This window comes from Chryseobacterium sp. HNCC26DJ240 (assembly GCF_057180485.1).
The window spans coordinates 52,735-77,994 of record NZ_JBXUGK010000005.1 but is presented as its reverse complement, the minus strand read 5'-3'; the positions used below and the strand labels follow the sequence as shown (position 1 = coordinate 77,994).

Annotated in this window: 24 protein-coding genes; 9 read left to right on the top strand and 15 right to left on the bottom strand. The window is 35.3% G+C overall.

Annotated features, from left to right (window positions below; translation table 11 throughout):
* Positions 1-158: 158 nt before the first annotated feature.
* Together AC2A1G_RS10965 and AC2A1G_RS10960 are read left to right on the top strand one after the other, a co-directional pair.
* Positions 159-581 (top strand): hypothetical protein, encoded by a 423-nt coding sequence (locus AC2A1G_RS10965; RefSeq protein ID WP_484046957.1) that lies wholly within the window; start codon positions 159-161, stop codon positions 579-581.
* A 207-nt stretch (positions 582-788) separates the two neighbouring features.
* Positions 789-1,229 (top strand): nuclear transport factor 2 family protein, encoded by a 441-nt coding sequence (locus AC2A1G_RS10960; protein WP_484046956.1) that lies wholly within the window; start codon positions 789-791, stop codon positions 1,227-1,229.
* A gap of 102 nt (positions 1,230-1,331) precedes the next feature.
* On the opposite strand, the gene AC2A1G_RS10955 is transcribed toward AC2A1G_RS10960, so the two are convergent.
* The 3 genes from AC2A1G_RS10955 to AC2A1G_RS10945 form a co-directional block, all read right to left on the bottom strand.
* Positions 1,332-3,551 (bottom strand): NADP-dependent isocitrate dehydrogenase, encoded by a 2,220-nt coding sequence (locus AC2A1G_RS10955; RefSeq protein ID WP_484046955.1) that lies wholly within the window; start codon positions 3,549-3,551, stop codon positions 1,332-1,334.
* A gap of 110 nt (positions 3,552-3,661) precedes the next feature.
* Positions 3,662-4,750 (bottom strand): NHL repeat-containing protein, encoded by a 1,089-nt coding sequence (locus AC2A1G_RS10950; protein WP_484046954.1) that lies wholly within the window; start codon positions 4,748-4,750, stop codon positions 3,662-3,664.
* A gap of 17 nt (positions 4,751-4,767) precedes the next feature.
* On the bottom strand, positions 4,768-5,220 hold the full coding sequence (locus AC2A1G_RS10945; protein ID WP_484046953.1) for a T9SS type A sorting domain-containing protein: 453 nt from the start codon (positions 5,218-5,220) through the stop codon (positions 4,768-4,770).
* 272 nt (positions 5,221-5,492) lie between these two features.
* Between AC2A1G_RS10945 and AC2A1G_RS10940 the strand changes: the two genes are divergently transcribed.
* On the top strand, positions 5,493-6,011 hold the full coding sequence (locus AC2A1G_RS10940) for a thioredoxin family protein (RefSeq protein ID WP_484046952.1): 519 nt from the start codon (positions 5,493-5,495) through the stop codon (positions 6,009-6,011).
* A 59-nt stretch (positions 6,012-6,070) separates the two neighbouring features.
* On the opposite strand, the gene AC2A1G_RS10935 is transcribed toward AC2A1G_RS10940, so the two are convergent.
* Entirely contained in the window at positions 6,071-7,099 is a 1,029-nt protein-coding gene (locus AC2A1G_RS10935) for a hypothetical protein (RefSeq protein ID WP_484046951.1), read from the bottom strand.
* Between the two features lie 169 nt (positions 7,100-7,268).
* On the opposite strand from AC2A1G_RS10935, the gene AC2A1G_RS10930 reads away from it, so the two are divergent.
* The 3 genes from AC2A1G_RS10930 to AC2A1G_RS10920 all read left to right on the top strand — a co-directional run bounded on the left by AC2A1G_RS10930 (position 7,269) and on the right by AC2A1G_RS10920 (position 9,044).
* Positions 7,269-7,718, top strand: a complete 450-nt coding sequence (locus tag AC2A1G_RS10930; RefSeq protein WP_484046950.1) for a GNAT family N-acetyltransferase — start codon at positions 7,269-7,271, stop codon at positions 7,716-7,718.
* 100 nt (positions 7,719-7,818) lie between these two features.
* Positions 7,819-8,496 (top strand): RDD family protein, encoded by a 678-nt coding sequence (locus AC2A1G_RS10925; RefSeq protein ID WP_484046949.1) that lies wholly within the window; start codon positions 7,819-7,821, stop codon positions 8,494-8,496.
* A 47-nt stretch (positions 8,497-8,543) separates the two neighbouring features.
* Positions 8,544-9,044 (top strand): hypothetical protein, encoded by a 501-nt coding sequence (locus AC2A1G_RS10920; protein ID WP_484046948.1) that lies wholly within the window; start codon positions 8,544-8,546, stop codon positions 9,042-9,044.
* 46 nt (positions 9,045-9,090) lie between these two features.
* Here the strand turns inward: AC2A1G_RS10920 and AC2A1G_RS10915 are convergent, their stop codons facing one another.
* The 5 genes from AC2A1G_RS10915 to AC2A1G_RS10895 form a co-directional block, all read right to left on the bottom strand.
* Entirely contained in the window at positions 9,091-10,098 is a 1,008-nt protein-coding gene (locus AC2A1G_RS10915; RefSeq protein WP_484046947.1) for a cytochrome-c peroxidase, read from the bottom strand.
* Positions 10,099-10,110: 12 nt separating this feature from the next.
* Positions 10,111-10,413: a type II toxin-antitoxin system RelE/ParE family toxin gene (locus AC2A1G_RS10910; protein WP_484046946.1), complete on the bottom strand. Its 303-nt coding sequence runs from the start codon at positions 10,411-10,413 to the stop codon at positions 10,111-10,113.
* The gene (locus AC2A1G_RS10905; RefSeq protein WP_484046945.1) at positions 10,397-10,738 is read right to left on the bottom strand and encodes a hypothetical protein; all 342 of its coding nucleotides are present in this window, start codon (positions 10,736-10,738) and stop codon (positions 10,397-10,399) included. The genes AC2A1G_RS10910 and AC2A1G_RS10905 overlap by 17 nt, the downstream gene beginning before the upstream one ends.
* 259 nt (positions 10,739-10,997) lie before the next feature.
* A complete protein-coding gene (locus tag AC2A1G_RS10900; protein WP_484046944.1) occupies positions 10,998-11,756 on the bottom strand; it encodes an NAD(P)-binding domain-containing protein in 759 nt (252 codons plus the stop codon).
* A gap of 51 nt (positions 11,757-11,807) precedes the next feature.
* Entirely contained in the window at positions 11,808-12,263 is a 456-nt protein-coding gene (locus tag AC2A1G_RS10895) for a hypothetical protein (protein ID WP_484046943.1), read from the bottom strand.
* A 263-nt stretch (positions 12,264-12,526) separates the two neighbouring features.
* Here AC2A1G_RS10895 and AC2A1G_RS10890 point away from each other — a divergent pair, with 263 nt between their 5' ends.
* Positions 12,527-13,162, top strand: coding sequence for a hypothetical protein (locus tag AC2A1G_RS10890; protein ID WP_484046942.1), 636 nt, complete (start codon positions 12,527-12,529; stop codon positions 13,160-13,162).
* Between the two features lie 374 nt (positions 13,163-13,536).
* Here AC2A1G_RS10890 and AC2A1G_RS10885 read toward each other — a convergent pair whose 3' ends face one another.
* Both AC2A1G_RS10885 and AC2A1G_RS10880 read right to left on the bottom strand, forming a co-directional pair.
* Positions 13,537-13,857, bottom strand: coding sequence for a GIY-YIG nuclease family protein (locus AC2A1G_RS10885; protein ID WP_484046941.1), 321 nt, complete (start codon positions 13,855-13,857; stop codon positions 13,537-13,539).
* Positions 13,858-14,827: 970 nt separating this feature from the next.
* Entirely contained in the window at positions 14,828-15,523 is a 696-nt protein-coding gene (locus tag AC2A1G_RS10880; RefSeq protein ID WP_484046940.1) for a DUF6261 family protein, read from the bottom strand.
* Positions 15,524-16,012: 489 nt separating this feature from the next.
* Here AC2A1G_RS10880 and AC2A1G_RS10875 point away from each other — a divergent pair, with 489 nt between their 5' ends.
* Together AC2A1G_RS10875 and AC2A1G_RS10870 are read left to right on the top strand one after the other, a co-directional pair.
* The gene (locus tag AC2A1G_RS10875; protein WP_484046939.1) at positions 16,013-16,789 is read left to right on the top strand and encodes an exonuclease/endonuclease/phosphatase family protein; all 777 of its coding nucleotides are present in this window, start codon (positions 16,013-16,015) and stop codon (positions 16,787-16,789) included.
* Positions 16,790-16,791: 2 nt separating this feature from the next.
* Entirely contained in the window at positions 16,792-17,232 is a 441-nt protein-coding gene (locus AC2A1G_RS10870) for a hypothetical protein (RefSeq protein ID WP_484046938.1), read from the top strand.
* Between the two features lie 193 nt (positions 17,233-17,425).
* On the opposite strand, the gene AC2A1G_RS10865 is transcribed toward AC2A1G_RS10870, so the two are convergent.
* The 4 genes from AC2A1G_RS10865 to AC2A1G_RS10850 form a co-directional block, all read right to left on the bottom strand.
* The gene (locus AC2A1G_RS10865; RefSeq protein ID WP_484046937.1) at positions 17,426-19,411 is read right to left on the bottom strand and encodes a urocanate hydratase; all 1,986 of its coding nucleotides are present in this window, start codon (positions 19,409-19,411) and stop codon (positions 17,426-17,428) included.
* A gap of 254 nt (positions 19,412-19,665) precedes the next feature.
* A complete protein-coding gene (locus tag AC2A1G_RS10860; RefSeq protein ID WP_484046936.1) occupies positions 19,666-20,082 on the bottom strand; it encodes an endonuclease domain-containing protein in 417 nt (138 codons plus the stop codon).
* A 207-nt stretch (positions 20,083-20,289) separates the two neighbouring features.
* Positions 20,290-24,489, bottom strand: a complete 4,200-nt coding sequence (locus AC2A1G_RS10855; RefSeq protein WP_484046935.1) for a T9SS type B sorting domain-containing protein — start codon at positions 24,487-24,489, stop codon at positions 20,290-20,292.
* A 201-nt stretch (positions 24,490-24,690) separates the two neighbouring features.
* Positions 24,691-25,068, bottom strand: coding sequence for a hypothetical protein (locus AC2A1G_RS10850; RefSeq protein ID WP_484046934.1), 378 nt, complete (start codon positions 25,066-25,068; stop codon positions 24,691-24,693).
* Positions 25,069-25,260: the final 192 nt, after the last annotated feature.

Genomic DNA, 25,260 nt, shown 5'->3' with positions numbered 1-25,260 from the left:
GTTTGAATCTGTTTGTTTCCAGAAAAAAAATATAATGGTGATTTTAATTAAATATATTTGATTAATAATTTATACTCTTGACATTTAACAAGATATTATAATCTGATTCAATTTTTTGGCATTGATGTTGAAACTATGCAACTACAAGTTTATACAAAATGAAAAAAATATTCATCACAGCATTACTCCTTGGAACTTTTAGTTTGGGATATGCGCAGTCAGATTATTATAATGATTACCGAAGAAGTGTTACAGATGTCAACTGGCAGACTGTGGTTTCAGATCTGCTACTTTCGGCCACACAGGCTAATGAAATTAACGCTCTGAACAACAGGTACAATGATTACGACGGATGGAACAGAGTATATTCAAACCAACCCGACAGGTGGTCTACAGACAGATATTCTGAGCTGGAAAGAATCATGGGAAGGGATAAATATACAAAGTTTAAAACCAAGTATTACAAAGGAAAAAATCCTGTAGCTGTATATAACAGTAGCAAAAACAATGATAAGCGATATAAACACATGAATAAAAAAGCAAAGGTTTATAAAGTTAAAAAGGCAAAAGGAAATAGATAATAATTCTATAAAAATTGAAACTAAAAGATGGCTGTACGAAAGTGCAGTCATTTTGTTTTTTCTGTCAATCAGAATAAATTAGAAAGTGATATTAAGTTTGAGGTAGTTTTTCGGAAATTATGTTATTGCAGTTATTGTTCAATTATTTATTTACGTTATTTAATGTCAAAAAATTATATAATTTTAAACCAAGTTTAAATCGTTAAAATGAAAAAAATATTTGCACTCACATTATTTCTTGGAAGCCTCTCATTCGCGCAGACCTCAAATCCGGAGATAGAAAAACCGATAAGGAATTTATTTTCAGCCATGAAAAATGCAGATTCTGAATTATTGAAAACGGTTTTTTCGGATGCAGCCATTCTTCAAACCATTACAAAAGATGGTGTGAAAACTGAAAACATCAACGATTTCATTGGGTCAATTTCCAAAATGAAAAAAGATGATCTGGATGAAAGAATTTCGGTTGAAGGCATTCATACCGACGGAAATCTAGCGAGTGTTTTTACGCCGTACTCATTTTATTTTAAAGGGAAATTTTCGCACTGCGGCGCCAACAGTTTTCAACTGATTAAGGTGAATAATGAATGGAAAATTCAGTATCTAATTGATACGAGAAGGAAAGATAACTGCAAAGAATTAAAATAATTTTCTCTAAAAATAAAAAGAACACGCAAAATAAATCTGCGTGTTCCTCTATTTTATAATACTTCGGGGAAATTCGAAAAAATTCGAATAATTCGTATTAAATTAAATCCCGTCAATAATTTCATTTAAAACAGTACTTGGTCTCATGGCCTCATACGTTTTGTAAGTGTCAGTTTTAAAGTAACCGTCAATGTTTTGAGGCTTACCCTGAGCACCGATCAATTCAGAATTGATTACATCTTCACTTTCCTGCATCGCTTCTGCTACCGGAGCGAACTGTTGAGCCAGTTCAGCATCAGCAGTTTGGTTTGCCAAAGCTTCGGCCCAGTACATTGCCAGATAGAAATGAGAACCTCTGTTGTCGATTTGTCCTACTTTTCTTGCAGGAGATTTGTCAGTCGCTAAGAATTTAGCATTCGCTTCATCCAGTGCATCTGCCAAAACCTGAGCTTTATTATTGCCCTGAGTTTGTGCCAAATGCTCTAAAGAAGCCTGTAGAGCTAAGAATTCACCTAGAGAATCCCATCTCAAATATCCTTCTTCGATGAACTGCTCAACGTGTTTTGGAGCAGAACCTCCGGCACCTGTTTCAAATAAACCACCACCGTTCATCAATGGAACGATAGAAAGCATTTTTGCAGAAGTTCCAAGTTCAAGAATTGGGAAAAGGTCAGTAAGATAATCTCTCAAAACGTTTCCTGAAACAGAAATCGTGTCTTTTCCTTCTCTTGCTCTCTGTAGGGTTTCAGTCATTGCGTCTTTTACATCAAGAATTTTGATGTCAAGTCCGTTTGTATCGTGATCAGCTAAATATTTTTCAACTTTTTTGATCATTTCTCTGTCGTGCGCTCTTCCTTTATCCAACCAGAAAATTGCTGGAGTATCAGAAAGTCTTGCTCTGTTTACAGCCAGTTTTACCCAGTCCTGAATTGGAGCGTCTTTCGTCTGACACATTCTGAAAATATCTCCAGCTTCAACTTTTTGAGAAAGTAAAACAGTTCCAGCTTCGTCCTGAACTTCAACTGTTCCTTCAGCTGTAGCCTGGAAAGTTTTGTCGTGAGATCCGTATTCTTCAGCTTTTTGAGCCATCAAACCAACGTTTGGAACTGAACCCATTGTAGTAGGATCTAATTTTCCGTGCGCTTTCATATCATCAATTACAGACTGATAGAAACCTGCATAAGAACGGTCCGGAATAATACAAACTGTATCTTCTTCGTTTCCTTCTTTGTTCCACATTTTTCCGCCACCTCTTACCAAAGCAGCCATAGAAGCATCAACGATAATGTCTGAAGGAACGTGGAAATTCGTAATTCCTTTATCAGAATTTACCATTGCCACTCTTGGTCCGTTTGCCAAAGCAGTTTCGATATCAGCTTTGATCTCAGCTTCCTGAGCATTTCCTTTGATTTTATCGAAAAGATCAGCCAAACCGTTGTTTGGATTTACATCTAAAGAATCGAAAGTCTCAGCGTATTTAGCGAAAACATCTTTGAAGAAAGTCTCAACGATAGCTCCGAAAACGATTGGATCAGAGATTTTCATCATCGTCGCTTTCAGGTGAGCAGAAAGCAATACATTTCTGTTTTTTGCTTCTTCAATCGCTTCCTGTACGAAAGATTTCAAAGAATTTAAATTCATTACAGAAGAATCAATCACTTCACCAGCCTGAAGACCTGCGAAATCTTTTAATAAAGTTTCTGCACCGTCATTTCCTTTGAAAACGATTTTATATTTTGTAGCATTCTCAAGAGTAGTCGAAGTTTCTGTGCCGTAGAAATCTCCGCTGTTCATGTGAGCAACGTCAGTTTTGCTGTCAGAAGCCCAGTTACCCATTCTGTGAGGGTTTGCTTTCGCGTAGTTTTTAACGGCTTTTGGAGCACGTCTGTCAGAATTTCCTTCTCTTAAAACAGGGTTTACAGCACTTCCTAAAACTTTCGCATATTTCGCTTTGATTGCTTTTTCCTCATCATTTTTCGGTTCTGCAGGATAGTTTGGAACTGCGAAACCTTTAGCCTGTAATTCAGCGATTGCAGCATCCAACTGAGGTGCAGAAGCAGAAATATTTGGCAATTTGATAATGTTAGCATCCGGCTGAGTTGCTAATTCTCCCAATTGAGCCAAAGCATCAACGGTTTTTTGGTCGTCTTTCAAAAACTCAGGGAAGTTGGCTAAAATTCTCCCTGCCAAAGAAATATCCGGAACGGCAATTTCGATGTTTGCTGGTTTTGTAAACGCTTTTACAATCGGTAAAAACGAGTGTGTAGCCAGCATTGGAGCCTCATCTGTAAGTGTGTAATAGATTGTTGATTTTTCTGACATTATTATGTTAGTTTATTGTTTCATTTTTAAGATTCACAAATTTAGTAAATATGATTGTTTTATTTGGAGTCTTTGCATAAAAAAAGAGGCGAATGCCTCTTTAGAATAAATTAATTAGTTTCAGATGATATTATGGTTGGAATATTTGAAATATTGATATTATAATTTTGTGTAGTCCAAGCTCCAGTTTTTGAATTAAAAGTATGAATTTTATGTTCTATATTATCTCCAAAAATGAAATTTCCATTTGCCGCAGATATTGTAGGCACATTTGCAATATTAATATTATATGCTTTTTCTACCCATAATCCTGTTTTGGAGCTAAAAACATATATTTTGTGATTTATGCTATCTCCAAAAGCAAAATTTCCGTTCGATGCTAGTATTGTAGGAACATTTGAAATATTTATATTATATGTTTGCGTATTCCAAGTGCTAAATTTTGGATTAAATGCATGAATTTTGTGTTCTATATAATCCCCAAATACAAAACTTCCATTAGAAGATGTTATTGTTGGAACATTCGTAAGATTTATATTGTATGATTGAGTTATCCAACTTCCTGATTTTGCACTAAAAGCATGTACCTTATCTTCTATATAATCACCAAAAACAAAATTTCCAACAGAGGCATTGATAGTAGGAACATTTGAAATATTTATATTATATGTCTTTGTAGACCAATTTCCAGTTTTAGAACTGAAAGCATGTATCTTATGTTCAATATTATCTCCAAAAGCATAATTTGTACTCATATTTTCAACGATATCATCATTTAAAGTTGAGTTAGCTGAATTGATATTTACATTTTCTGCAACCAAAGCATAAGGCACACTCATCAATTGATTAACGCCAACATTTGTGTAATTTGAGCCTCCAAGTGGATCCATTTCAACTTTTACAAATTTTGTGTTTGTTCCCCAGTTGATTCCTCCAAAATTACCAACAGTCGCCGTTCCCTGTCCGATATTCAGATTAACCAATCCTTTGGCATTGGTAGTTTTGGTTTGAGTTTCTGTATAAAGTACATTTCCCGTCGCTGAATTTTCGAGGATGCTGATTTTTAAAGCCACATTTCCGTTGGCAATTGGAGCTCCCGCTGAGTTAAAAGCGATGGTTTGGTAGCTGAACGCCTGTGGTACCTGTGCACTTACTAATGATGCGATAAATAATCCTAAAGTAATGTAGAGTTTTTTCATTTTTTCTCAAAAATATTTTAATGTTTTTTAATAATTTTAATTGCTTTGATATCAGGATTTCTGAATTTAATCATATAATTTCCCTCTTTCAAATGACGGAGATCAAGTTTTCCAGAATCAAGTTTCCCTTTTGATACTAATCTTCCAGCGATATCATAGATTTCAAATTCATCAACTTTCGTTTTAGATTCAAGTTTGATGTAGATAAAATCTGCAGTTGGATTAGGATAAACCTTAGTGTTGTCTTTCACAACCTCACTGATTCCCAAAAGCTGAACGGTTGTTGACTGCAAAAGACCTATCGTCCCAGAGGCTGCCTGATCAGGGTTGTCGGGAATCACATAAATTTCTCCGACGGAATGGGCTAGGTCATTCCCAGACAATGCACCGGAATTAATGCTTCCAATAGCCGACTGGCTGTATCCCAAAAAAGGAATTGCAAACATTAATAATGTAATTTTTCTTTCCATTGTTTTTTGTTTAAAAAAGTGCGTGAATATAATTCTTTTTTTTAATATTCAAATATGCGTGAAAACATATTTTTAAAACTCATTAAAGTGAGTTAATATACTGATGAACTACTGACTATAGGTGTGAAAATTCAATAGTGATTCTGTTTTTTTTTTCTTGAAAATCTGAAATTTAACAATTATGGATATAGTTTTTCATTTAAAAAAATGATGTTAATTAAGATAACGAAAAACTACTTTCCCTATATTTACAAAAACTAATTCTTAATTCAATGAAAAAATTAATTCTCTCACTCATCATTTGTCTCTTCAGTCTTTCATTCGTCAGTGCTCAGGAAAGTGCGGATCTCGTGATGTCTAAAGCTTTGGCGCAGGCTAAAAAAGAACAGAAAAAAGTGCTTCTCATTTTTCATGCTTCATGGTGTGGATGGTGCAAAAAGATGGATCAGAATCTTCAGAAACCTGAAGTTGAACCTTATTTTACAAAAAACTTTGTTACAACACATCTAACTGTGATGGAATCTCCAAACAAGAAAAATCTTGAGAATGCTGGAGGCGATCAGGTTTTGAAAAAGTATGGCGGTGATGAAGATCAGGGGATTCCGTTTTGGGTAATTATAAATTCAGACGGTAAAATGGAGGAAAATTCAATCGACGAAAAGAAGGAAAATATAGGATGCCCGTCTGCGCCTGAAGAAGTGGAAAGTTTTATTAAAAAACTTGCCAAAACAACAAAATTAAAAAAGGAAGAATTAGAAAAAATTAAAACTGTTTTTACAGCAAAAAAATAGAAAAACAACTCAGATGTAATAAGAAGAAATCCCAAAGTATAAGTTTTGGGATTTCTTTTTCAGTCTAAAATAAAATTTTCTTTATCACAGCGACAACGGTAAGGGAAGTTAGCACGTTCAATTTCTTTAGTTTCAATGATAGTATTTCCTGCGGGATTTTTTTTAATGTAGGTGACTTTGAACTGCGCCGAATAATTATCTTCACAAAATTTCAATTGATACAAGTTACATTCGCTGATATCTGTGTCAATAAATTCTTTATTTTCTTTTGAATAATAAGTTCTGTAATTATATTGGGTGAAATAAAAAGATTCATTTTCAGTGTCATATTCTGTTAAATCATAAACCTTTGTGAGGCTGTCGACATTATAAATCTTAATTTGGTAGTGATAAACATCCTTGAGTTTTTCCTTAAAAAAAGTTACTTTCCGATGGTAATTTCCATTCACAAAAGTCTTCATTTCTGTAAAATTGTCTTTTTTGGAGATCGAATCAATAATCACATATCCTTCAACCTGCTCATCCGAGGGCTGTTTTCTCACGCAAAGTGAAGCCGTATCTGTGTACTTACATTGTAGCTCAGGATTATTATATTTGTCTTTCACTTCTCTGAAAACCAGTTTTCCGGATTTATAAGTTTCATATTGACCGCCAATTTTACTTCGACCATCCAATTCGCCATATTTGTAGTATAGGCTGTCAATTGATCCGGAGATATTATTTTTTAATTCTAATCGTTCTTTTTTGCCATTTTCATAATAGCTAATTTGCACAACTTCCGTATCGTGATGAAAATATCTGAACCATAATCCTTCTTTTAAATTATTGTTATACTTTCCGTTTTCTTCCAGTTTTCCAAATCTGTAAATAGAACTTAATCCACTTTTAATACCCTTGCTGTAGTATGATTTCTCTGAAAAAATTTCTTTTGGCTTTTCCCATTTTATCAGAAATTCGCCATCCATAATCTTGTTTTTATAGTAGTACTTTCCTTCAGAAAAAGAAACGTGTTTATCCCTGATTTTTTTCTGAGAATGAAACGTTGAAAAGTTTAATATTAGAATGATTGTAAAAAAGATTCTGTTCATCAAATAGATAATTATAACTTCCCGAAAATAGGAAATATATTCATTAAAATGATTTTTGAATTTGAAACATTTTAAATTGATTGCTCGAAGTAGTTTTTGGTTAAATTGATATCCAAATTACTTTAAATACAAAGTAGTTTTATGAACAATACTAAATGATATCATAAAAATGAACGAAAACAATTTGAAAATCAATCCCTACAGAAACTTCTATCGGCCTCAGATTCTTACGGTTTGGGAGAAATCGGTTCTTGCAACACATCATTTTTTAGATCCGACAGATTTTGAAGAAATAAAAATATTGGTCAGCAATATTGATTTTAATACATTTCAGGTGTTTTGTCTTGCTGATGACGACCTCGTTTTAGGCTTTGTAGGAGTGGCTGACAGAAAGATTGAAATGCTGTTTTTAGACCCTCAATATATTGGTCAGGGTATGGGAAAGTTTTTGCTGGAGTTTGCTGTAAATGATTTAAATGCAAATCAGCTTGACGTAAACGAACATAACGAAAATGCTTTTAAATTTTATCAAAAATTCGGATTTAAAATAATAGAAAGAACTGAAAAAGATGATCAGGGTAGAGCGTATCCGCTACTGAGAATGAAACTTACAGAATAATACATTGACTTTGTATATTCTTCATATTGTGAAAAAATAATTGAAAAATTGTCGGTATTTTATATATTTACGCCCTCATAAATATGAAAAAGAAGAAATTATGGAACAAAAATATTTTATTCACGACGGTATGGATAAGAAAGGACCTTATACTTTAGAAGAGCTTAGGTTGCAGGATGTAAAAAGATATACCCTCATTTGGCACGGCGGTCTCAATAACTGGACAGAAGCCGAAAAACTCTACGAACTGAAAAGCCTTTTTGAAACTGCTGCACCAACGATTAACTTAAGCAAAGAGCTTCAGGTTGTACCACCCAGACTTCCTCAGACAACCAATAATGTGGATTACCGAATAGGGAATATAGAATATCTGAAAGATAATACCATCAAAGTGTATTACGAGACCGAAATTGTTCAGTATCGTTATGCTAATTTCGGCGAAAGATTGGGCGCAAGATTCTTAGATATTTTGGTGATTATTTTACCTGCGATGATTATTCCGGTATTGCCGGGATGGCTTTATTTCTCATTGATGCACAGCAGTAACGATCAGCAAACGCTTGGTCAGAAAGCCGCAAACATTAAACTGCTGAGCACAGACGGTATGAAAGTGAATTTCGGACAGGCAACCGGGCGTTTTTTTGCCAATATTCTCAACGTGATGACCTTTTTTATCGGATATTTTATGTTCTTCTTCAACAAAAAAAATCAATGCTTGCACGACAGTATTTCAAGCACCATCGTAGTTTCAGAACTGAGACGAGAAGGAAGATATTAAATAAAAAATTAATTTTACCACTTTAAACCCCAACCTCACTCCATAAAATGAAAGAAGAAAATATTAATAAACTGAATTCCTTATTTTCCAATTTGAAATCTGAAGAGCAGAAGCTTAAAGAGAGCATGGAAAAGAAAAAAAGCGAAGATGATTTGTTTATCGAAGGTTTCAGAACCTTGTGTAAGAATTTTATAGATCCCAAAATGCAGGAATTCAGAAGAATGCTTCGGGAAAACGGTTTTGGGTGCAAGATTTCTTTTAATGAAGAGATTAAAAATGGTTTGGGCATCAACTCTCAAACCAACATTAAACTTCAGATTTCGCGAAATGTAGATTCTAATTTTTATGCTAATGATAAGTTTCCGCATATTATGTTTGTGGCTGACAAGAATTTAAAAAGAATTGTCATTCATCAGGACATGATTTTCCAAAACGGAACAGGAAATGCAGCTCTGAAAGAAAAAAATTACACACTCGATAATCTTTCAGAGGAAGATATTGAAAGAGAAATTCTGGAATCGGTTGAGAATATTTTGGTTAATAAATAAAAAGAAAACCTGCATCATTGCAGGTTTTTTAGTTTAAATCTTAATATTATTTTTTCTGATAATTACGATTTGAAACCATTACCGAATCATTTAAAGTTGCCAAAAAAGACAGCAAATCTTCTCTTTCTTTTACATTAAAAACTAGCGGTTTTTCCAGCTGTTTCGCTAAAGTCGCGCTTTTTACAATTCCTTTTTCGTAATGATCCAAAACTTCATTTAAAGTTTTAAATCTGCCGTCGTGCATGTAGGGATAAGTGTAGCCAAGATTTCTCAAACTGGGAATTTTAAACATCCACTGATCTGCAGGCTCAAAAGATTTGTTCCATTTTCCGTGATCGTCTAATTTGGGATTGACAGGAAGTCCGTTATTCGCAAAACTGTAGGTTGAGAAAAGAGGTTCGCTGTGACATGAACTGCAGTTTTGCTGATACAGAAGATAACCCTTCTTTTCAGAATCAGTAAATTCCGCCTTTTTCTGTTTCACTTTATCATACTTCGAATTGGCTGAAACAATCGTCAGCTGAAATTGTGAAAGTGCTTTCATCAGACGTTCAGAAGTTGCTAAACTGTCGCCAAAACTTTTATAGAAAAGCGTCCTGTATTCTTTGGATTTATTGAGTTTTCGAACAGCAGTATTAATATCTTCCCCCATTTCCGCGGGATGATTGATTGGAGCCAAAGCCTGTGCATCAATATTTGGAATCACGCCATCCCACATAAAATTTTTCTGCCACGCAAGATTGAAGATCGCAGGAGAATTTCTGTCCCCAATTCCTTCATCAATCCCTTTACTCAAATGATTTCCCGCATGCGAAAAAGCCTGATTGGAATTATGACAGGACGAACAGGAAATCGTATTATTCCTCGATAAAATGGGATCATAAAAGAGTTTTCTTCCCAAATCAATCGTGGCCTTTTTCAGAGGCTTCTTTTTAAAATCATAAACTGGTTTCGGAAAATAGGAAGGATAAATTAACCCAATATCCTGCAGACTGTAAGAAAACAACAGCAGTAAAAAAGATGCAAAGGCTAAATATTTAAGTTTTGAATACAAGAGTTTGTTTTTTTACATATCTTTCAGAGAATCGTAATTATCTTCTGGATTTTGGAAGTTTTGGAGGATGCGGATCACTTTTACAACATCATTTTCAATATAATAGATGAGTGTATTGTGCTTTGTAATAAGTATTTTCTGATATTTTGTATCTTCATATTTCTGAAATACAGCTATTCCATCAATTATGATTTCTAAACAATGGTCAAGTTCAAAATTAAAATTTTCCAACACCTTATCATTCCATCTATTCAAAAGATAGTCTTCAATTCTGTCAAGATCATCAAAAGCCTCCTTACTAAATTGAATTTCCATTTCTGTAATCTTCTAATCTTTTTCTGGAACGCTCTTTTACCTGATCATAGCTATAGATTCTTCCGTTTTTAAAATCCTCCTCAGCTCTTACAAATGACTCCAGAATTTCTTCCTTGGTTTCGTTTCTCCACTCTTTCGGTTCGATGGTTTTTGAAATCACCAAAAGTTCTTCAGGCGTAAATCTCTTTTCCTTTAATTTCTTGAAAAATGTAGGCTTCTTAATTCCGGATTTCTCGATAATATAAGACATTTTAAAAGGAGAATTTTTCAGAATCTCATCAATATTATTTTGAATCTCTATATATTTTTCTATATCAGCTATCATAATTTTATATTTTTGGTATCATTTTATGAGACAAATATAATAAAATATTCAATCAGAATATTTGAACTGCAATTTTTAACGCCAAGTTCGCCAGGATTCTTAAAAAAAACTACATAATTATCCGTTCGCAAAGGCACTTCGTTAAGCTACGGCTTTGAGCAATCATCGCTGAGTGAAACGCCTTTGCGACCGAAAATATTTTCAGAAAATTTAACAAAAACCTTGCGCCCTCTTGCGTGAAAAACTTTCTTCATTAAATTTACAAATGAAAATACCTTGGATCAGGATATTGAAACTCAAAATCCAGTTCTTTAATTAATTTTTCAGGAGAAATAGTTCTTCCAACCGTTGTTCTCTCGCCATCGTAAGGCAAATCTTTCTGCGCATTAATCACCTCTTCTTTATTAGGATGAATTGGGGCAACAACATTGTAAACTTTCGATTCAGAATGATTTTCCAGCATTTTTTCGATCACCGAAGCAATATCCGAAAAATGAATATGATTCACGAGCTGATCCAGACCTGAGATATTATAATTCTTTAAAAGCCTTTCACCGCCCATCAATCCGGCCAATCTCAGGATATTTGTTTTAGGAAATTTTTCTAAAATAAAACTTTCACTTTCCACATCTTTTGCAGGCTGATCGTCTTCTGTAAATTCTTTATCTTCCTGAGCATAAACGCCAGTGGAGCTCATCAGAAAAAGCTGACCTTTAAAATCCCCAAGAAAATTCAACAGATTTTCTCTCTTGTCATTCATAGGAATTTGCGCACCTCTGATTCCCGAAAACGGAACGCTGATAATGATGGCATCTAATTCTTTTGTAGCTTCCCATTCTTTCATGTCAGAATCCAATTCTGTTGGGAAACTGACCAATGTTGCCTGAAAACCTTTCAATTTAAATTTTTCGACTTTAGATTCCGTCGTCGTTGTAGCGTAAATTTGATATTGGTTTGATAACCGTTCTGCGATATGACTTCCGAGCCAGCCGCAGCCGATGATGCCTAGTTTTTTCATTAATTTATTTTTGATAATTACTTTAGATTTAAGAACGTAAATTTACAGAAATCAATCTTCAAAATTTCTCAAATTAAAGTCGAGAAATGCCAATGTAAGTAAACTGTTATCAAAGTTTTCATCAGTCTCAATTTCAAATACAGATTTTAAAAACGATCTTTTATGTTTAAAACTCATGACTAATTTGTCATTTTCAAATTGATACAGTGAAAAATTTTTCGACCAGAATTTAGATTTTAAATAGTAGATTTCTGTAAAAGGTTGACCATAATAAAATATTCTTTGATGAACGTAATCAATCCTTACCAGCAATTTTCCATTCTCATCTTCGTAATGGATCTCCTTTCTGAAAAACCCTATATCTCTGATTTTATAGATTTTATCATTTAATTTCAACTGTGTGCCGTTTCCTAAAAAACCAACAAACATTCTTTCACCAACAAGACTATTATTCTCATCATACAGGTTCCACGAATTTTTAATCTCCTTAGCGGTAAATAATTTCATATTTCAAAAGTATCATTTAAATACAAATATTTTCATATAAATACTGATGATAATCATTCCGTGGGATAAGTGTTTTTTAAGTCAATGTGAAGAAAAAAATGTATCGAAAACCCATGAGTTTAAAACAAACCTGCTTCCCTCTCAATTTCTCCTTTTTCAAGGAAATATTTTCAATAAAACTTCAGTTCAATGCAACCTTTTTGCTATTTTCAATGTCTTAACAGTAAAGAATGATTCTTTTTCGTTAACCTTAAAATCTTCCTATGAAAAAAATACATCTGTTATTAGCATTCTTATTAACCACTTCATTATTTTTTGCCCAACAGGACAAGATTGCAGTCTACGCGGGAGTCGAACTGCAACCTACAATTTATAAATATCAACCTGCAGCCCATATCAATGTACGTTCTTACATTAATGACAAGGTTTCCTTGGGTGGAGCATTCAGTTTTACCAGCAAAAAATACAATGAAGGTTTTGGCTATTCTGCGGACAGAACACGTTCCAATCATATTCTTCTTAATGTTTTGGCGCAGAATGATTTTATCAGCAGTGATAAAGTAGTTTTTGGCATGTACTTTTCTACCGGCCTTTACTTTTTCAGGCTCGTGAATCCCGACGAAAAAACAACAGAAATCAGCTACACAGAAGTCGATGGTGTCGTAACGGAAAATGAATATGATGTTCCTACAAAACTTACCCGGGATATTTTCTTTAATGTACAGGCGGGGCTGGATGTTTCTGTAAAACTGGCTAAAATAACAGAGGAAAGCGTATCAATTTATCTGACATCACGCGCAGGATACCAACACGTCATCGGGAAAGGAGATTTTCTCAATGGAAATCAGTTTTCCAAACCAGTATTTTCTTTAGGTATTACGATTAAAGGGGATAAATAAGCTTTCTATTTTTTCAGATAAAATCATTATCCCCCACTTTGTCATCCCGCAGGGATCTCAACGTAGTATTAGATGTTACATGGAGCGATTCGTGTTGAGGTTCTTGCAGAATGACAAACGTTGTGGTTATGCCTGCTGATTACCACAAAACTGTGCGTCCAATTTGTCATCCCGTAGGGATCTCAACATAGTTTTAGAAAACTGCTTGGAAAGATTCGAGTTCAGATCCTTTCAGGATGACAAACGTTGCGTTAATTTTTTTGTAAAAAAAAATCTCCACTTACTTCTATACCCAGTTTGTCATCACGTAGGGATCTCAATGTAGTATTAGAGATGTTTTACCCTTAAAACTTCCGCAATGATAACTAAAACTCCTAAAACTCTTGTCGAAACAAATCATTCAAAAAATCCATATTGGGATTTTGAATTCTTATCAACTCTAATTTCTTAATCCTACATAAATTTTTTATTTCTTTTTCCCGTTCAATTGCTTGTTGAATCCACCCAAATTTTTCATAGTAAACCAAGAATTCTACATTATATTTTGTGGTAAATGAGTTAGGATTTGATTTCGTCTTATGTTGATGTAATCTTTTATGCAGATTGTTGGTTACACCTGTGTATAGAACAGTTTTACTTTTATTAGTGAGAATATAAACATAGAATGTGTATATTCCTTCAGTGAATTCAATCATTATGTGTTGTTTTTATTTAAGCCAATATAAATAATTTTTACCACATACTCTGTACACAATCACGCACACACACACGCACACTTTGTCATTGCGTAGGGATCTCAATGTAGTAATAGAAAACTGTATGGAATGATTCGGAGTTAGATCCTTGCAGGATGACAAACATGACGCTTAATCTTACTCTTCATCATAACTCATATCCACCCACTTCTGCACCCACTTTGTCATCCCGCAGGGATCTCGACATAATTATTAGAGAAGTTGCATGGAGCGATTCTGGTTTAGACCCTTACAGGATGACAAATATGATGCTTATTTTTTATGATTTATTTACGCCCACTTTGTCATCCCGCAGGGATCTCAACATAGTATTAGAGAATCGCTTGGAAAGATTCGGGTTCAGATCCTTACAGAATGACAAACGTTGTGGTTATGCCTGCTGATTACCACAAAACTGTGCGTCCACTTTGTCATCCCGTAGGGATCTCGACATAATTATTAGAGAAGTTGCATGGAGCGATTCGGGTTTAGATCCTTACAGGATGACAAATATGATGCTTTTTTTTATGATTTATTTACGCTCACTTTGTCATCCCGTAGGGATCTCAACGTAGTATTAGAGAATCGCTTGGAAAGATTCGGGTTTAGATCCTTACAGGATGACAAATATGATGCTTATTTTTTATGATTTATTTACGCTCACTTTGTCATCCCGCAGGGATCTCAACATAGTATTAGAGAATTGCTACGAAAGATTCGGGTTTAGATCCTTACAGGATGACAAATATGATGCTTATTTTTTATGATTTATTTACGCCCACTTTGTCATCCCGTAGGGATCTCGACGTAGTATTAGAGAAGTTGCATGGAGCGATTCGGGCTTAGATCCTTTCAGGATGACAAACTGGGCGACAAATCTGCTTCATCATATTTAAATAAAAAACTCAGCACTTAGCCGAGTCATTATCAATTAAGATGGTTTTTCATCTTTCGGTTTCGCTGAATTTTTCGCTGCTTTTACCAGTTCATTGGTATCATTGTAGAGAAGTTCCCAACCTGATACATCTTTCATGGCAGTCAGCATATTCAGATAAGTTTTGAGGTTTTTCTCCAAATCCTTACGAATGGCGCTTGCGCTGGTCATCTGTCTAAGGTCGGCATTGGCTTCTGCCTGCTCGCCAAATACGGTTTCAAAAGTTTCGTGTTTTGTTTTCATATCGGCGAATGCGGTGTTCACAGAAAGAATGCCAATTTTCTGATGGTTATCCTGACTTTCCAAAGCTTCAATGAGTTTGGTCATCTGGGCGGTTTGTGAGGAGTAGCTGAGACGGTCGAGATCCAGTCCGAAAGTTTTGAAAACACTGTACAGATCTTCCGCCGACTGAGAATTGGGTGCCGACTGTAGCTTTCGGTAACCATCCAGAAAAGCTTTGAAACTGGTATAAGCGACATCTCTTTCATGGTCTGCCGTGGCAACATCTTTTCCCTTTCCGCTGTAAATCTGTTTGGTGTAGACCGCATCGTATTCGTTGTAGGAAGTCTGCAAAGTTGCGGTAAGAGGATGGTTGGAAATCACAGGATATTTTCCTGACTGAATGTTGGTCATAATTCTTTGAGCCAAAGTCGCAAGGTCTTTAGTGCTCAGCTTAGTGAGTGCAATTTTCATACGTTTGCGTTTTTTAATTAATAAATTAGTAATCAAATATATAAAAAACTTCTGTGGTAGCAAACAGTCTTATTTTAAACCAACGGAGTGCTCCGGAAGTTACAAACACTGTTGTTTTAAACCAAAGAAGTTCTCCGGAGGTTTCCCGCAACTTGCAGGAGACTTCCGGAGGAGTACGGAAGTTACAAACAGGGTTGTTTTAAACAAACGGAGGTGTTGGGAGGTTTGTTTTAAGTGTAATTGTGAAGTTGTACGGATATGGATGGTTTTGATTGGGGATATTTAAATAAATATTTCATATTGTATTATTCTAGTACGAGCAAGATGCTCAGACCATCGCAGATTGTTGTAAATAAACGGAAATGTAAATTAGTTGTTTGTAAAAATATTTGAAATTAAATTTTATTATGACTAGGGTTTCCTTATATTTGAACCAAAAGATTAATAAATCACTGCATAATATTATTATTTAAAATTGTATTATTAATTATGGAAATAATTTATTGGAATACCAATAAAACAACTAATCAACAAGCGATTTTAGAAATAATAATAGAACATGAACCTGATATATTCTTTATTTCTGAAGTTAGTGACGAAATCTTACAAATTGATTTTGAAAAAATTAATTATGAAATTTTCGAAAATCCAGGGTGTGACAGAGTTAAGATTCTTAAAAAGAAATTAATAATCTTAAATTTATCTTTACAAAATAAATATTATACATCAGTAAAGACAGAGAATGATATTAATATCATTGCAGTACACTTACCTTCTCAAATGTACCAATCACTTGAATCCTTGAAAAATTATATTCGAAACTTGAGAGAGTCGATTGATTATGAAATTGGTGATTCAACTGAAAAGGATATTATATTTATTGGAGACTTTAACATGAGTCCTTACGATAAGTCAATGATAGATTTTGATGGATTTGGTGCGACAAATGCTAGTAAATCCAGAAATAGCATAACAAGCTTGCAGATAAAAAAATCACTGTACTATAATCCTACTTGGCAATTATTTAGTCGTAATCAATTTCCAGGAACTCATTATTACCAAAGACCATCTGCGACTTCATACGATATCTTGGAACATCATATTTTAGATCAGGTCTTGATAAGTTTGAAATTAAAGGATCATTTAGAATATGAATTCATTTCAGTGATAGAAAAAACAGAAAATAATGTATTTTTAAACCAGGAAACATTTAGATTAGAAATATCTGATCATCTACCTTTACATTATAAATTTAAAATAAAATAGATATGGAATGGAACCAATTTGAAGAAAAGAAAGTTGATTTACCCGAAAGTACTGTAAATTCACTACTTGAAGGATTTTCAAAAGCAACAAAAGGGCTAGCTGATCTTGGAATTAAAAAAGCTGCGAATAGTAGACGTTTAAGTTCAAGTTTAGAAACTCTATTTCAATTTGAGGTAATATTATATAGCGAATTTATACCTGATTACAGAATGACTGTGTTTAAGTTTGGATATGATATAGAAATTTATCCTGTTAAGTTGGAAGTCTCTGATAATATATTTGAAAATGTTGAAGATCCGAATTGGCCCTTTACCCCAAAGGTTGAAGTTTTCGATTCAGAAGAATTGTTTAAAGAAAAAGTAGAAAAAATATTTAAAGGTGAAAAATTCGTTGAAATTGTTTCTGGTATAATGAAGATTGCTAGTACATTTCTTTCTAAATAAAACAACGTGGATTTAATGGTTTGCGATCCCTGAGCAAACATAAAAATTAATTAGAATATAATCGAAATCATTATAACCAATAAAACCTGCCTCACAGCAGGTTTCCTATTTTCTGTCATTGCTAGGGACGAAGCAATCTTTCGAGCTTATTAAGCAAGTTCAACATATTGCTTCGCTTTGCTCGCAATGACGTTTAAAACAAACTCTCATCCACAAAATTCGGCAACGTCACCTTCAAATTTGGTTCGGCTTCCATTGCTCTTTTAATCGCAAAAACAGCACCTTCATTTCTTGCCCAGCTTCGGCGGGAAATTCCATTGTTGACGTCCCAGAAAAGCATTGATTTTAATCTTCTGTCGGCATCATCGCTTCCATCGAGCAACATCCCGAAACCACCGTTGATCACTTCGCCCCAGCCAACGCCACCACCGTTGTGAATACTCACCCAGGTCGCCCCACGGAAACTGTCGCCAATCACATTGTGAATCGCCATATCTGCCGTAAATCTCGAGCCGTCATAAATATTGGAAGTCTCTCTGTACGGCGAGTCCGTCCCCGAAACATCGTGATGGTCTCTTCCCAAAACCACCGCTCCGATTTCTCCGTTGGCAATGGCTTTGTTGAAGGCTTCAGCGATCTTCATTCTCCCTTCCGCATCGGCGTACAGAATTCTCGCCTGCGAACCAACGACCAGATTGTTTTCCTGAGCGCCTTTTATCCACGTGATATTGTCTTTCATCTGCTGCTGAATTTCCTCCGGCGATGTTTTAATCATTTCCTCTAAAACGGCACACGCAATATCATCGGTTTTCTGTAAATCTTCCGGTTTTCCGCTGGTACAAACCCAACGGAACGGTCCGAAACCATAATCAAAACACATCGGCCCCATAATATCCTGAACGTACGAAGGATATTTGAACTCCCTTCCAATCGTAGGATTGTCTGACATTACATCGGCTCCGGCTCTGGAAGCTTCGAGTAAAAAAGCATTTCCGTAATCGAAGAAATAAGTTCCTTTTGCTGTATGTTTATTGATGGCGGAAGCGTGTCTTCTCAAGGTTTCCTGAACTTTTTCTTTAAATAACTCAGGGTTTTCTGCCATCATCGTATTCGATTCCTCAAAGGTTTGCCCGACCGGATAATAACCGCCCGCCCAAGGATTGTGAAGCGAAGTCTGGTCTGAACCGATATCGATTCTTAAATTTTCTTCATCAAATTTCTCCCAGATATCGACGATGTTTCCAAGGTAAGCTAAAGAAACCGTCTCCCGATTTTCCTGAGCTTTTCTTACTCTTACCACCAGTTCACCCAGATTTTCGTGGATTTCATTCACCCATTTCTGTTCGTGACGGATTTTGGTAATCTTTGGATTCACTTCCGCAATCACCGTAATGCAACCTGCGATATTTCCGGCTTTTGGCTGAGCTCCGGACATTCCGCCTAAACCTGAAGTAACGAATAATCCGCCTTTTGGTTCTTTATTAATTTTTCTGAAAGCATTTAAAACGGTAATCGTTGTTCCGTGCACAATTCCCTGCGGACCGATGTACATATAAGATCCTGCAGTCATTTGTCCATACTGTGAAACACCCAGCGCATTGAATTTTTCCCAATCATCCGGCTTGGAATAATTTGGAATCATCATTCCGTTGGTCACGACTACTCTCGGTGCATCTTTATGCGAAGGAAATAATCCCATCGGATGACCGGAATACATTGTTAATGTTTGTTCGTCTGTCATTTCCGACAAATATTTCATCGTCAGAAGATACTGCGCCCAATTGCTGAACACCGCACCATTTCCACCGTAAGTAATCAGTTCGTGAGGATGTTGAGCCACGGCATAATCCAGATTGTTCTGAATCATCAGCATAATGGCTTTTGCCTGCTCAGATTTTCCTGGATATTCGGCAATGTCTCTCGCTTTCATCTCATAATCGGGACGGAAGCGGTACATATAAATTCTTCCGTATTTTTCCAGTTCTTCTTTAAATTCCGGCAACAATTCTGCGTGTAATTTTGGTTCGAAATAACGTAAAGCGTTTTTCAGAGCGAGTTTTTTCTCTTCTTCGGATAAAATCTCTTTACGTTTCGGAGCGTGGTTGATTTGGGTTTCGTATGGTTTTGGCTGTGGTAATTCTGTTGGGATTCCTTGTTGTATTTGTTCTTTAAATGTCATTATGTACTTACATTAGATCCTTCGACAAGCTCAGGATGACAGGTTGATATTTGAAATTAATTAAGGTTTTAAAGATATTCAAATTAGAAAATCCCTGCAAATAAAGAAAGAGAATATAAAGGGGCGATGAAAATTCCCCTCCTTTGGAGGGGTGGCGAAAAATCTTTGATTTTTTGACGGGTTGGTTTATGCGCAATTAAACCACCCTTACTTTTTCCCTTTGATTGAATCCAACCCTCCAGAGGAGAGGAATTTTACATGCTATAGTTTTTGATAATAAAATCTTCCAGTTCTTTCATAACTACGCACAGATTGTTTTTAATATCAAAATCTGAAATTCTGAACATTTTCAATCCCAATGATTCCAGATAATCTTGTCTGATGCCATCATAAATCTCTTTTTTATCATGGCTTGAACCATTGATTTCTACGATTAAGCCAAGATTTTTTACATAAAAATCAACAATATAATTTCCAATGATTCTCTGTCTGTCAAAATCAATTTTATGAAATGTTTTTGCCCGAACTTTTTTCCAGAATATGACTTCATTTAAGATTCCGGCTTTTCTTTTTTGCGATAGCAATTTCTTTAAATTGGGATTGTATGGAAGATTGTAAACGGAATTTTTGTAGATGGGAATTCCTTTTATTTCTGTGAGTATTTCTTTCATTGTGTAAGTGTTTAATGAAAGATAAGTATTTTTTTAGAAAGTGGAAATTTTAATGAATTAAATCGCGCATAACCACCCCGTCTTCGATTTTCAATCGAATCCACCCCTCCAAAGGAGGGGAATTCTCATGCTCCAAAGAATAAGTTTGGCAAAGTACAAAACAACAAAACCCCACAAAAGTGAGGTTTTATCGTTCAATATATATAATTAATTTGTGTTCTTAACCAAGATCCAACCGGTAAAGCTTCTGCCGTCGGGTAGTGTGATAACATACCAATAACTTGATGACGGGATTGGCCTTCCGGAAATCGTTCCGTCCCAAATGATTTGAGTGTTGGTATCCTGTTCGAAAATCTTGAACTGATAACGGTCAAATACTTTTACATTCGTCATTTTCTTTCCGAAAACGTGAAGATTTTTGATGATCCATTTATCGTTCATGCCGTCTCCGTTAGGTGTGATGGCGTTTTTAATATCCAGGATTACTCCGTCCTGTTTTACGATACATTTTCCTTCGAGATATTTTACATAAAATGTGGTAATTCCTGTTGGAAGATTCATGAAAACATTACTTTCCTGCCAGTTGATGCCGTCAATTGAATAAACAATCGGCTGTGAACCTGTTGCTGTGATTGTATAGGTGTTTCCGTTTGCAACCATCTGCTGAATCACGGGAACATCATAGTATTTTGCTTCAAATGTCGCTGTGTACGAGCATCCGTTATCTGCAGTTACGGTAACGGAATAAGTTCCAACCATATTCATATCCGTAATGGTGTTTGAATTGGATACGACCTGACCTGCAGGATTTGTCCAGACGTAGCTTACAATAGTGTGTCCTTCTACTTTTAAAGTATAACTGAATTTGCCATCCGGACAGAAATATTGCGTCGGAATCTGAAAAACAGGTACTTTTTTGAGGCTGATTTTAATGGTTGTATATTCTGGGCAAAGTCCAGGTGCTTCCACTTTTACAAAGATGATGTCAGAGCCTGTGTTTTGATTAAAAGTATATGCATTCGGATTTGAAATTATATTCGAATTCGCCTGAAGGTCAGCTAAAGAAGGATAGTAGGTAAAAGTTGGATTGTTTCCTGAATAAATTTGATTTTGAAACTGAGTAAGGTTTACAGTCTCAATTCCATCATTGAGTTGATCGCAGACATTATTAAGCAGGAAAGGTCCCGGCTGGATAATCAGTTTGTCACCAAATATAAAGTTGATGCTGGCAATATCGTCACACCCGGGAATATTCATTACTCTAACCCAAATCTGTGCAGGGAAAGGATTTACAGCAAACAGAGTAGGATTCTGTATTTCATTGACCATGTTTTGGGCATCCTGCTGAGTAAGATAAAAGCTGAATGTATTCATGGAATTTGGAAGGTCGACGTATTGATTCGTAAAATTCATCAGGTTGACTTCATAATTTCCATCAAGGTTTTCATCACATATTTTTAAGGTAGAATTAATAGATTTAGGTGGGAAATAAGTGTTCAGTTGCAAAGGAGCTACCGAAAAACAGCCCGTCGTTTTAGCGGTAAATCTTGCCCATACCTGCACGCTGGAAATATCAGTTACTAAAGTATTTCCAATCTGATTGGCTGTGTTTCCTGCGTTGGCTTCTGCTTGTGTGTGATAAAATTTCACATCTATATTCGATAAAGCATACGTGTTCTGTGCAGGGTTGTACATCTGTGGAATCGCATCTGTAAGTGTGAAAGTTTCACTTAAATTAAAATCTTCATCACATCTGTTGATTACAGCACTGTTCGTCAAAACAACTACAGGAAGAAAATTCATTTGAATGGTGAGTTTTGAAGCTGAAAAACATTCACCTGAATTAAATTGAATTTTGACATAAACAGTCGTATTTCCTGTTATAGGATAAGCACTAGGATTGGTTATCTCATTGGAAAATGTCTGATTTGTAGCGTTGTAATTTTGATAATACGTAAATGTCACAGCTGAAGATCCGGAGTAAATCTGCGGTTGAGCCAGCGTAAGATTGTAATTTTCTACCCCGTCATTATTATTGTCGCAGATATTATTGAGTACAACATTGACATTCGGATTAACGTTTGGTGTTGCAACTAGACCTACTGTGAAAGGATAGATTTGTGTACAGTTGTAAGAATTTATTTTTACAAAATATTGCTGAGAACCATTTAAATTGACTGTAGTTAAAGGATTTGTTCCCGCTTGTGCATTGGCTTGAGAACTATAAAATGTAGTTGTCGCATTTTGGTTGCCGACAATGGAAGCTGAAAATTGATCTAAATTTACATTTTCCGAATTATCATTATTAAAATCACAAACTGTAAAGTTGGAACTGACAATAACAGGATGAACTAAATTGATAGTAATTGGGCGTACCGTAAAACAGTCATCACTCTGCTCGAATCTTACATAAAAAGTCTGTGAAACTAAATTTCCGTTGTCTGTAATAGTTTGAGTAGGTGAAATTGGGTCAACCGCATAAAATGCATTGTCTGAAGTTGCATAAAATTCTGTAACAGGCACTGTAAGAGGATCCAAAAGCATATTTGCAGACAGTGTGTTGAGATTTACTGTAATATCTTCAGTTCCGTTGAAGCAAATGTATTCGTTTTTATGATTGGCCTTTATTTTTGTGAAAGTAACATTCATATTCACCTGAACAACCGTAAAGCAGCCTCCCGGAATCTGAACTCTGATGAAAACAGGATAGATACCTTCTTTTATTGTCTGTAAAACCGGTCCCTGAGCCGAATAAGCTGCTGCGTACGTGGAGTAGGGCGTGAAAATTGCTCCTGGCTGCGTGCTGATGAGAGGTCCCATGTTAATGGCAAATTCGTAAGGTTCATTATTGTCATCATTAATGTCGCAAATCGTCAGTGGGTAATTGATTCCGTGAGCGTTTACGCCAGGCTTAAAATAAAAAGTTACAGGTCCGAGAACGTATGTGCAGTTGGCATCCTGAACCCTCAGCCAGACTTGTGTTCCTGCAGAAATAGTAGCTACAGTGATCGGATTTGTATTATTTTGAGCATTATTTTGAGATGAAAAATAAACAATAGAAGTATTTCCGGGTGCCAATAGTGAATTGTTTAAAAGGCTTAATTCATAATCAGTCTCAATTCCGTCATTATTGGTGTCGCAAAGAATTACTGAACTGGTAAGAAGCTCTTTTGTGAAAAACCCTAAGGTCAGTGTCGCTACTCTGAAACACGTGGTTGTACTTGGGTTTTGAATCCTTACGTAAATGATTTTATTGGAATTTAAAGAATAAGAATTAGATAATCCATTTACATTGTTTTGTGAATCCTGTAAACTATTATGATAAGTAAAATTAAAGTTGGATGGATTTTGTGAAGTTAAATTAGATTTAAAACTATCTAAATTAAGATTGATTGGATTATTACCACAAAAAGTCTGGCTGTAATTAATCGCAGTCGGATAAGTCGGGTCAAAAGTAAGATTAAAAGTATCTGTCAGCGTCAAAACACTGTTTCCGCAGGTGTTGAAATTGACTTCAGCGGTGTAAATTTCATTTTGAGTCGGGCAAAGTGTAGCCTGAATTCCCGTGGCAAGGGTTTGTCCGGCCGCATTTTTCCAGATCACTTCAGGTGTAATATCGTTTCCTGAGGGGGTGAATTTCCATGCTTCCTGCTGTGCTTCCCAGTTCCCTGTGTTTCTTGATGCAGGGGAGTAGCCCAAAGTTCCGCTGTCATTGATGATTCCCACAAGAGCATTTTCAAATTTTCTTGTTGCGCATGGGATGAGCTTTTTATCAATGAAAACTTCAATGATATTAGTGGTTTCGTGCAGTACGATCTGGGAAGATGATCTTTCGGTGCATCCGGCCATTCTTCCTTCATAAAAATTCACAACAAATTTTCTGTTGGGCGCTGTCCCGATCGTTGAATAGTAAATTTCAGACTGATCGGCAGCCGAAAAAACCATATCGTGATAAACTCCGAAAATTGAATTTTTTGGAAGTGAAGTGTTTGGGTTTTGCCAGTTGACGTTTGGGAAATTGATTTTACCTGCCTGGGTGGCGTCGAAAGTGACCATTCCGTTGGAGCCAATTACTAATGAATTGAAATTTTGATTAAAAAAACAAAAACTGAACGGTAGATTGATGGCTTGAGTAAATGTATCATCAAAATTAGCATTCAGCGAAGTTCCCTGATTGAGTGGAATTGCGGGAGTGTAAGTTCCTTGTGTAAGGACGTAAGATGTGGTTTGTTTGATAGCAGGATATTCTGCATGAAGTGTTATGCAACCGTTTGCGTTGAGATCATTGGTGCAGGTTACATGAAAATTTTCGTTTCCTGTATTATCTTTAATTAATACATTTAAGTTATTTTGAGAATAAACTGAAAAACAGGTGAAAAAATATATAATTTGTAAAATTCTTTTCATTAAAAATAAATTTTTTAGTTATTTTTTAATTAAATCTAGTTATGATTAGATATTTTGCAAATTTATAACTTTTAAAATATTAATTACATATTCATAAATATTTATTTATAATTATTTAAAAATGAATTAACATAAGAAAGACTGTCCTTATGGAGACAGCCTTTGTTTTTGCTTATATTGAATTTATAATTTTATAATGATTTAATTATCAATATCATCTTCTTCATCTTCATCTTCATCTTCGGTTTCATAATTCTCATCCTCCTCTTCATTTTCCATGTCATCGATCAAATCATCTTCATCTTCAAATAGATCTTCTTCGTCATCAGCGATATTGTAAACATCGTCTTCTTCTGCGGGTAACTGATCCGTAATCTGTTCAAAATTGTCGTCATCTTCCGCACCCGGAATATCTAGTCCGTAAGGCATACCATCATTTACATGGCCGGGATTTAAAATTGGGTTTCCATCTCCATCCAAAGGGATGTGTTCTTCCCTGTTGAAAATATCTTCACCAGGATTGTAATCCATCTCATCGAGCTTTCTTTCTTGCTCTGCAGCATTGTCTTCTGTTTTCATAATTTTATTTTTTGTGATGTTTAGTTCAAGACAAAAATGAGTCCAATTTCAAAAGAGCCAAGTAAAAAGTTAAAAGAGCCAAGTCGTATTTAAGATCCAAGGAAAAAGTAAAAAAAACCAAGTAACAGAGATTCGAAGATTTATAAATCTATAAATAATCAATCATCAATCATCAATCATCACCTATTACTA

Excerpts from the sequence above, each read along its gene's own strand:
- AC2A1G_RS10900 (WP_484046944.1), bottom strand. The coding sequence starts at position 11,756 with ATGAAAAAACTAGGCATCATCGGCTGCGGCTGGCTCGGAAGTCATATC.
- AC2A1G_RS10935 (WP_484046951.1), bottom strand. The coding sequence starts at position 7,099 with ATGAACAGAATCTTTTTTACAATCATTCTAATATTAAACTTTTCAACG.
- AC2A1G_RS10860 (WP_484046936.1), bottom strand. The coding sequence starts at position 20,082 with ATGAAAGAAATACTCACAGAAATAAAAGGAATTCCCATCTACAAAAAT.
- AC2A1G_RS10850 (WP_484046934.1), bottom strand. The coding sequence starts at position 25,068 with ATGAAAACAGAAGACAATGCTGCAGAGCAAGAAAGAAAGCTCGATGAG.
- AC2A1G_RS10940 (WP_484046952.1), top strand. The coding sequence starts at position 5,493 with ATGAAAAAATTAATTCTCTCACTCATCATTTGTCTCTTCAGTCTTTCA.
- AC2A1G_RS10960 (WP_484046956.1), top strand. The coding sequence starts at position 789 with ATGAAAAAAATATTTGCACTCACATTATTTCTTGGAAGCCTCTCATTC.
- AC2A1G_RS10865 (WP_484046937.1), bottom strand. The coding sequence starts at position 19,411 with ATGACATTTAAAGAACAAATACAACAAGGAATCCCAACAGAATTACCA.
- AC2A1G_RS10945 (WP_484046953.1), bottom strand. The coding sequence starts at position 5,220 with ATGGAAAGAAAAATTACATTATTAATGTTTGCAATTCCTTTTTTGGGA.
- AC2A1G_RS10955 (WP_484046955.1), bottom strand. The coding sequence starts at position 3,551 with ATGTCAGAAAAATCAACAATCTATTACACACTTACAGATGAGGCTCCA.
- AC2A1G_RS10965 (WP_484046957.1), top strand. The coding sequence starts at position 159 with ATGAAAAAAATATTCATCACAGCATTACTCCTTGGAACTTTTAGTTTG.
- AC2A1G_RS10925 (WP_484046949.1), top strand. The coding sequence starts at position 7,819 with ATGGAACAAAAATATTTTATTCACGACGGTATGGATAAGAAAGGACCT.
- AC2A1G_RS10880 (WP_484046940.1), bottom strand. The coding sequence starts at position 15,523 with ATGAAAATTGCACTCACTAAGCTGAGCACTAAAGACCTTGCGACTTTG.
- AC2A1G_RS10905 (WP_484046945.1), bottom strand. The coding sequence starts at position 10,738 with ATGATAGCTGATATAGAAAAATATATAGAGATTCAAAATAATATTGAT.
- AC2A1G_RS10910 (WP_484046946.1), bottom strand. The coding sequence starts at position 10,413 with ATGGAAATTCAATTTAGTAAGGAGGCTTTTGATGATCTTGACAGAATT.
- AC2A1G_RS10885 (WP_484046941.1), bottom strand. The coding sequence starts at position 13,857 with ATGATTGAATTCACTGAAGGAATATACACATTCTATGTTTATATTCTC.
- AC2A1G_RS10855 (WP_484046935.1), bottom strand. The coding sequence starts at position 24,489 with ATGAAAAGAATTTTACAAATTATATATTTTTTCACCTGTTTTTCAGTT.
- AC2A1G_RS10920 (WP_484046948.1), top strand. The coding sequence starts at position 8,544 with ATGAAAGAAGAAAATATTAATAAACTGAATTCCTTATTTTCCAATTTG.
- AC2A1G_RS10895 (WP_484046943.1), bottom strand. The coding sequence starts at position 12,263 with ATGAAATTATTTACCGCTAAGGAGATTAAAAATTCGTGGAACCTGTAT.
- AC2A1G_RS10930 (WP_484046950.1), top strand. The coding sequence starts at position 7,269 with ATGAACGAAAACAATTTGAAAATCAATCCCTACAGAAACTTCTATCGG.
- AC2A1G_RS10875 (WP_484046939.1), top strand. The coding sequence starts at position 16,013 with ATGGAAATAATTTATTGGAATACCAATAAAACAACTAATCAACAAGCG.
- AC2A1G_RS10870 (WP_484046938.1), top strand. The coding sequence starts at position 16,792 with ATGGAATGGAACCAATTTGAAGAAAAGAAAGTTGATTTACCCGAAAGT.
- AC2A1G_RS10890 (WP_484046942.1), top strand. The coding sequence starts at position 12,527 with ATGAAAAAAATACATCTGTTATTAGCATTCTTATTAACCACTTCATTA.
- AC2A1G_RS10950 (WP_484046954.1), bottom strand. The coding sequence starts at position 4,750 with ATGAAAAAACTCTACATTACTTTAGGATTATTTATCGCATCATTAGTA.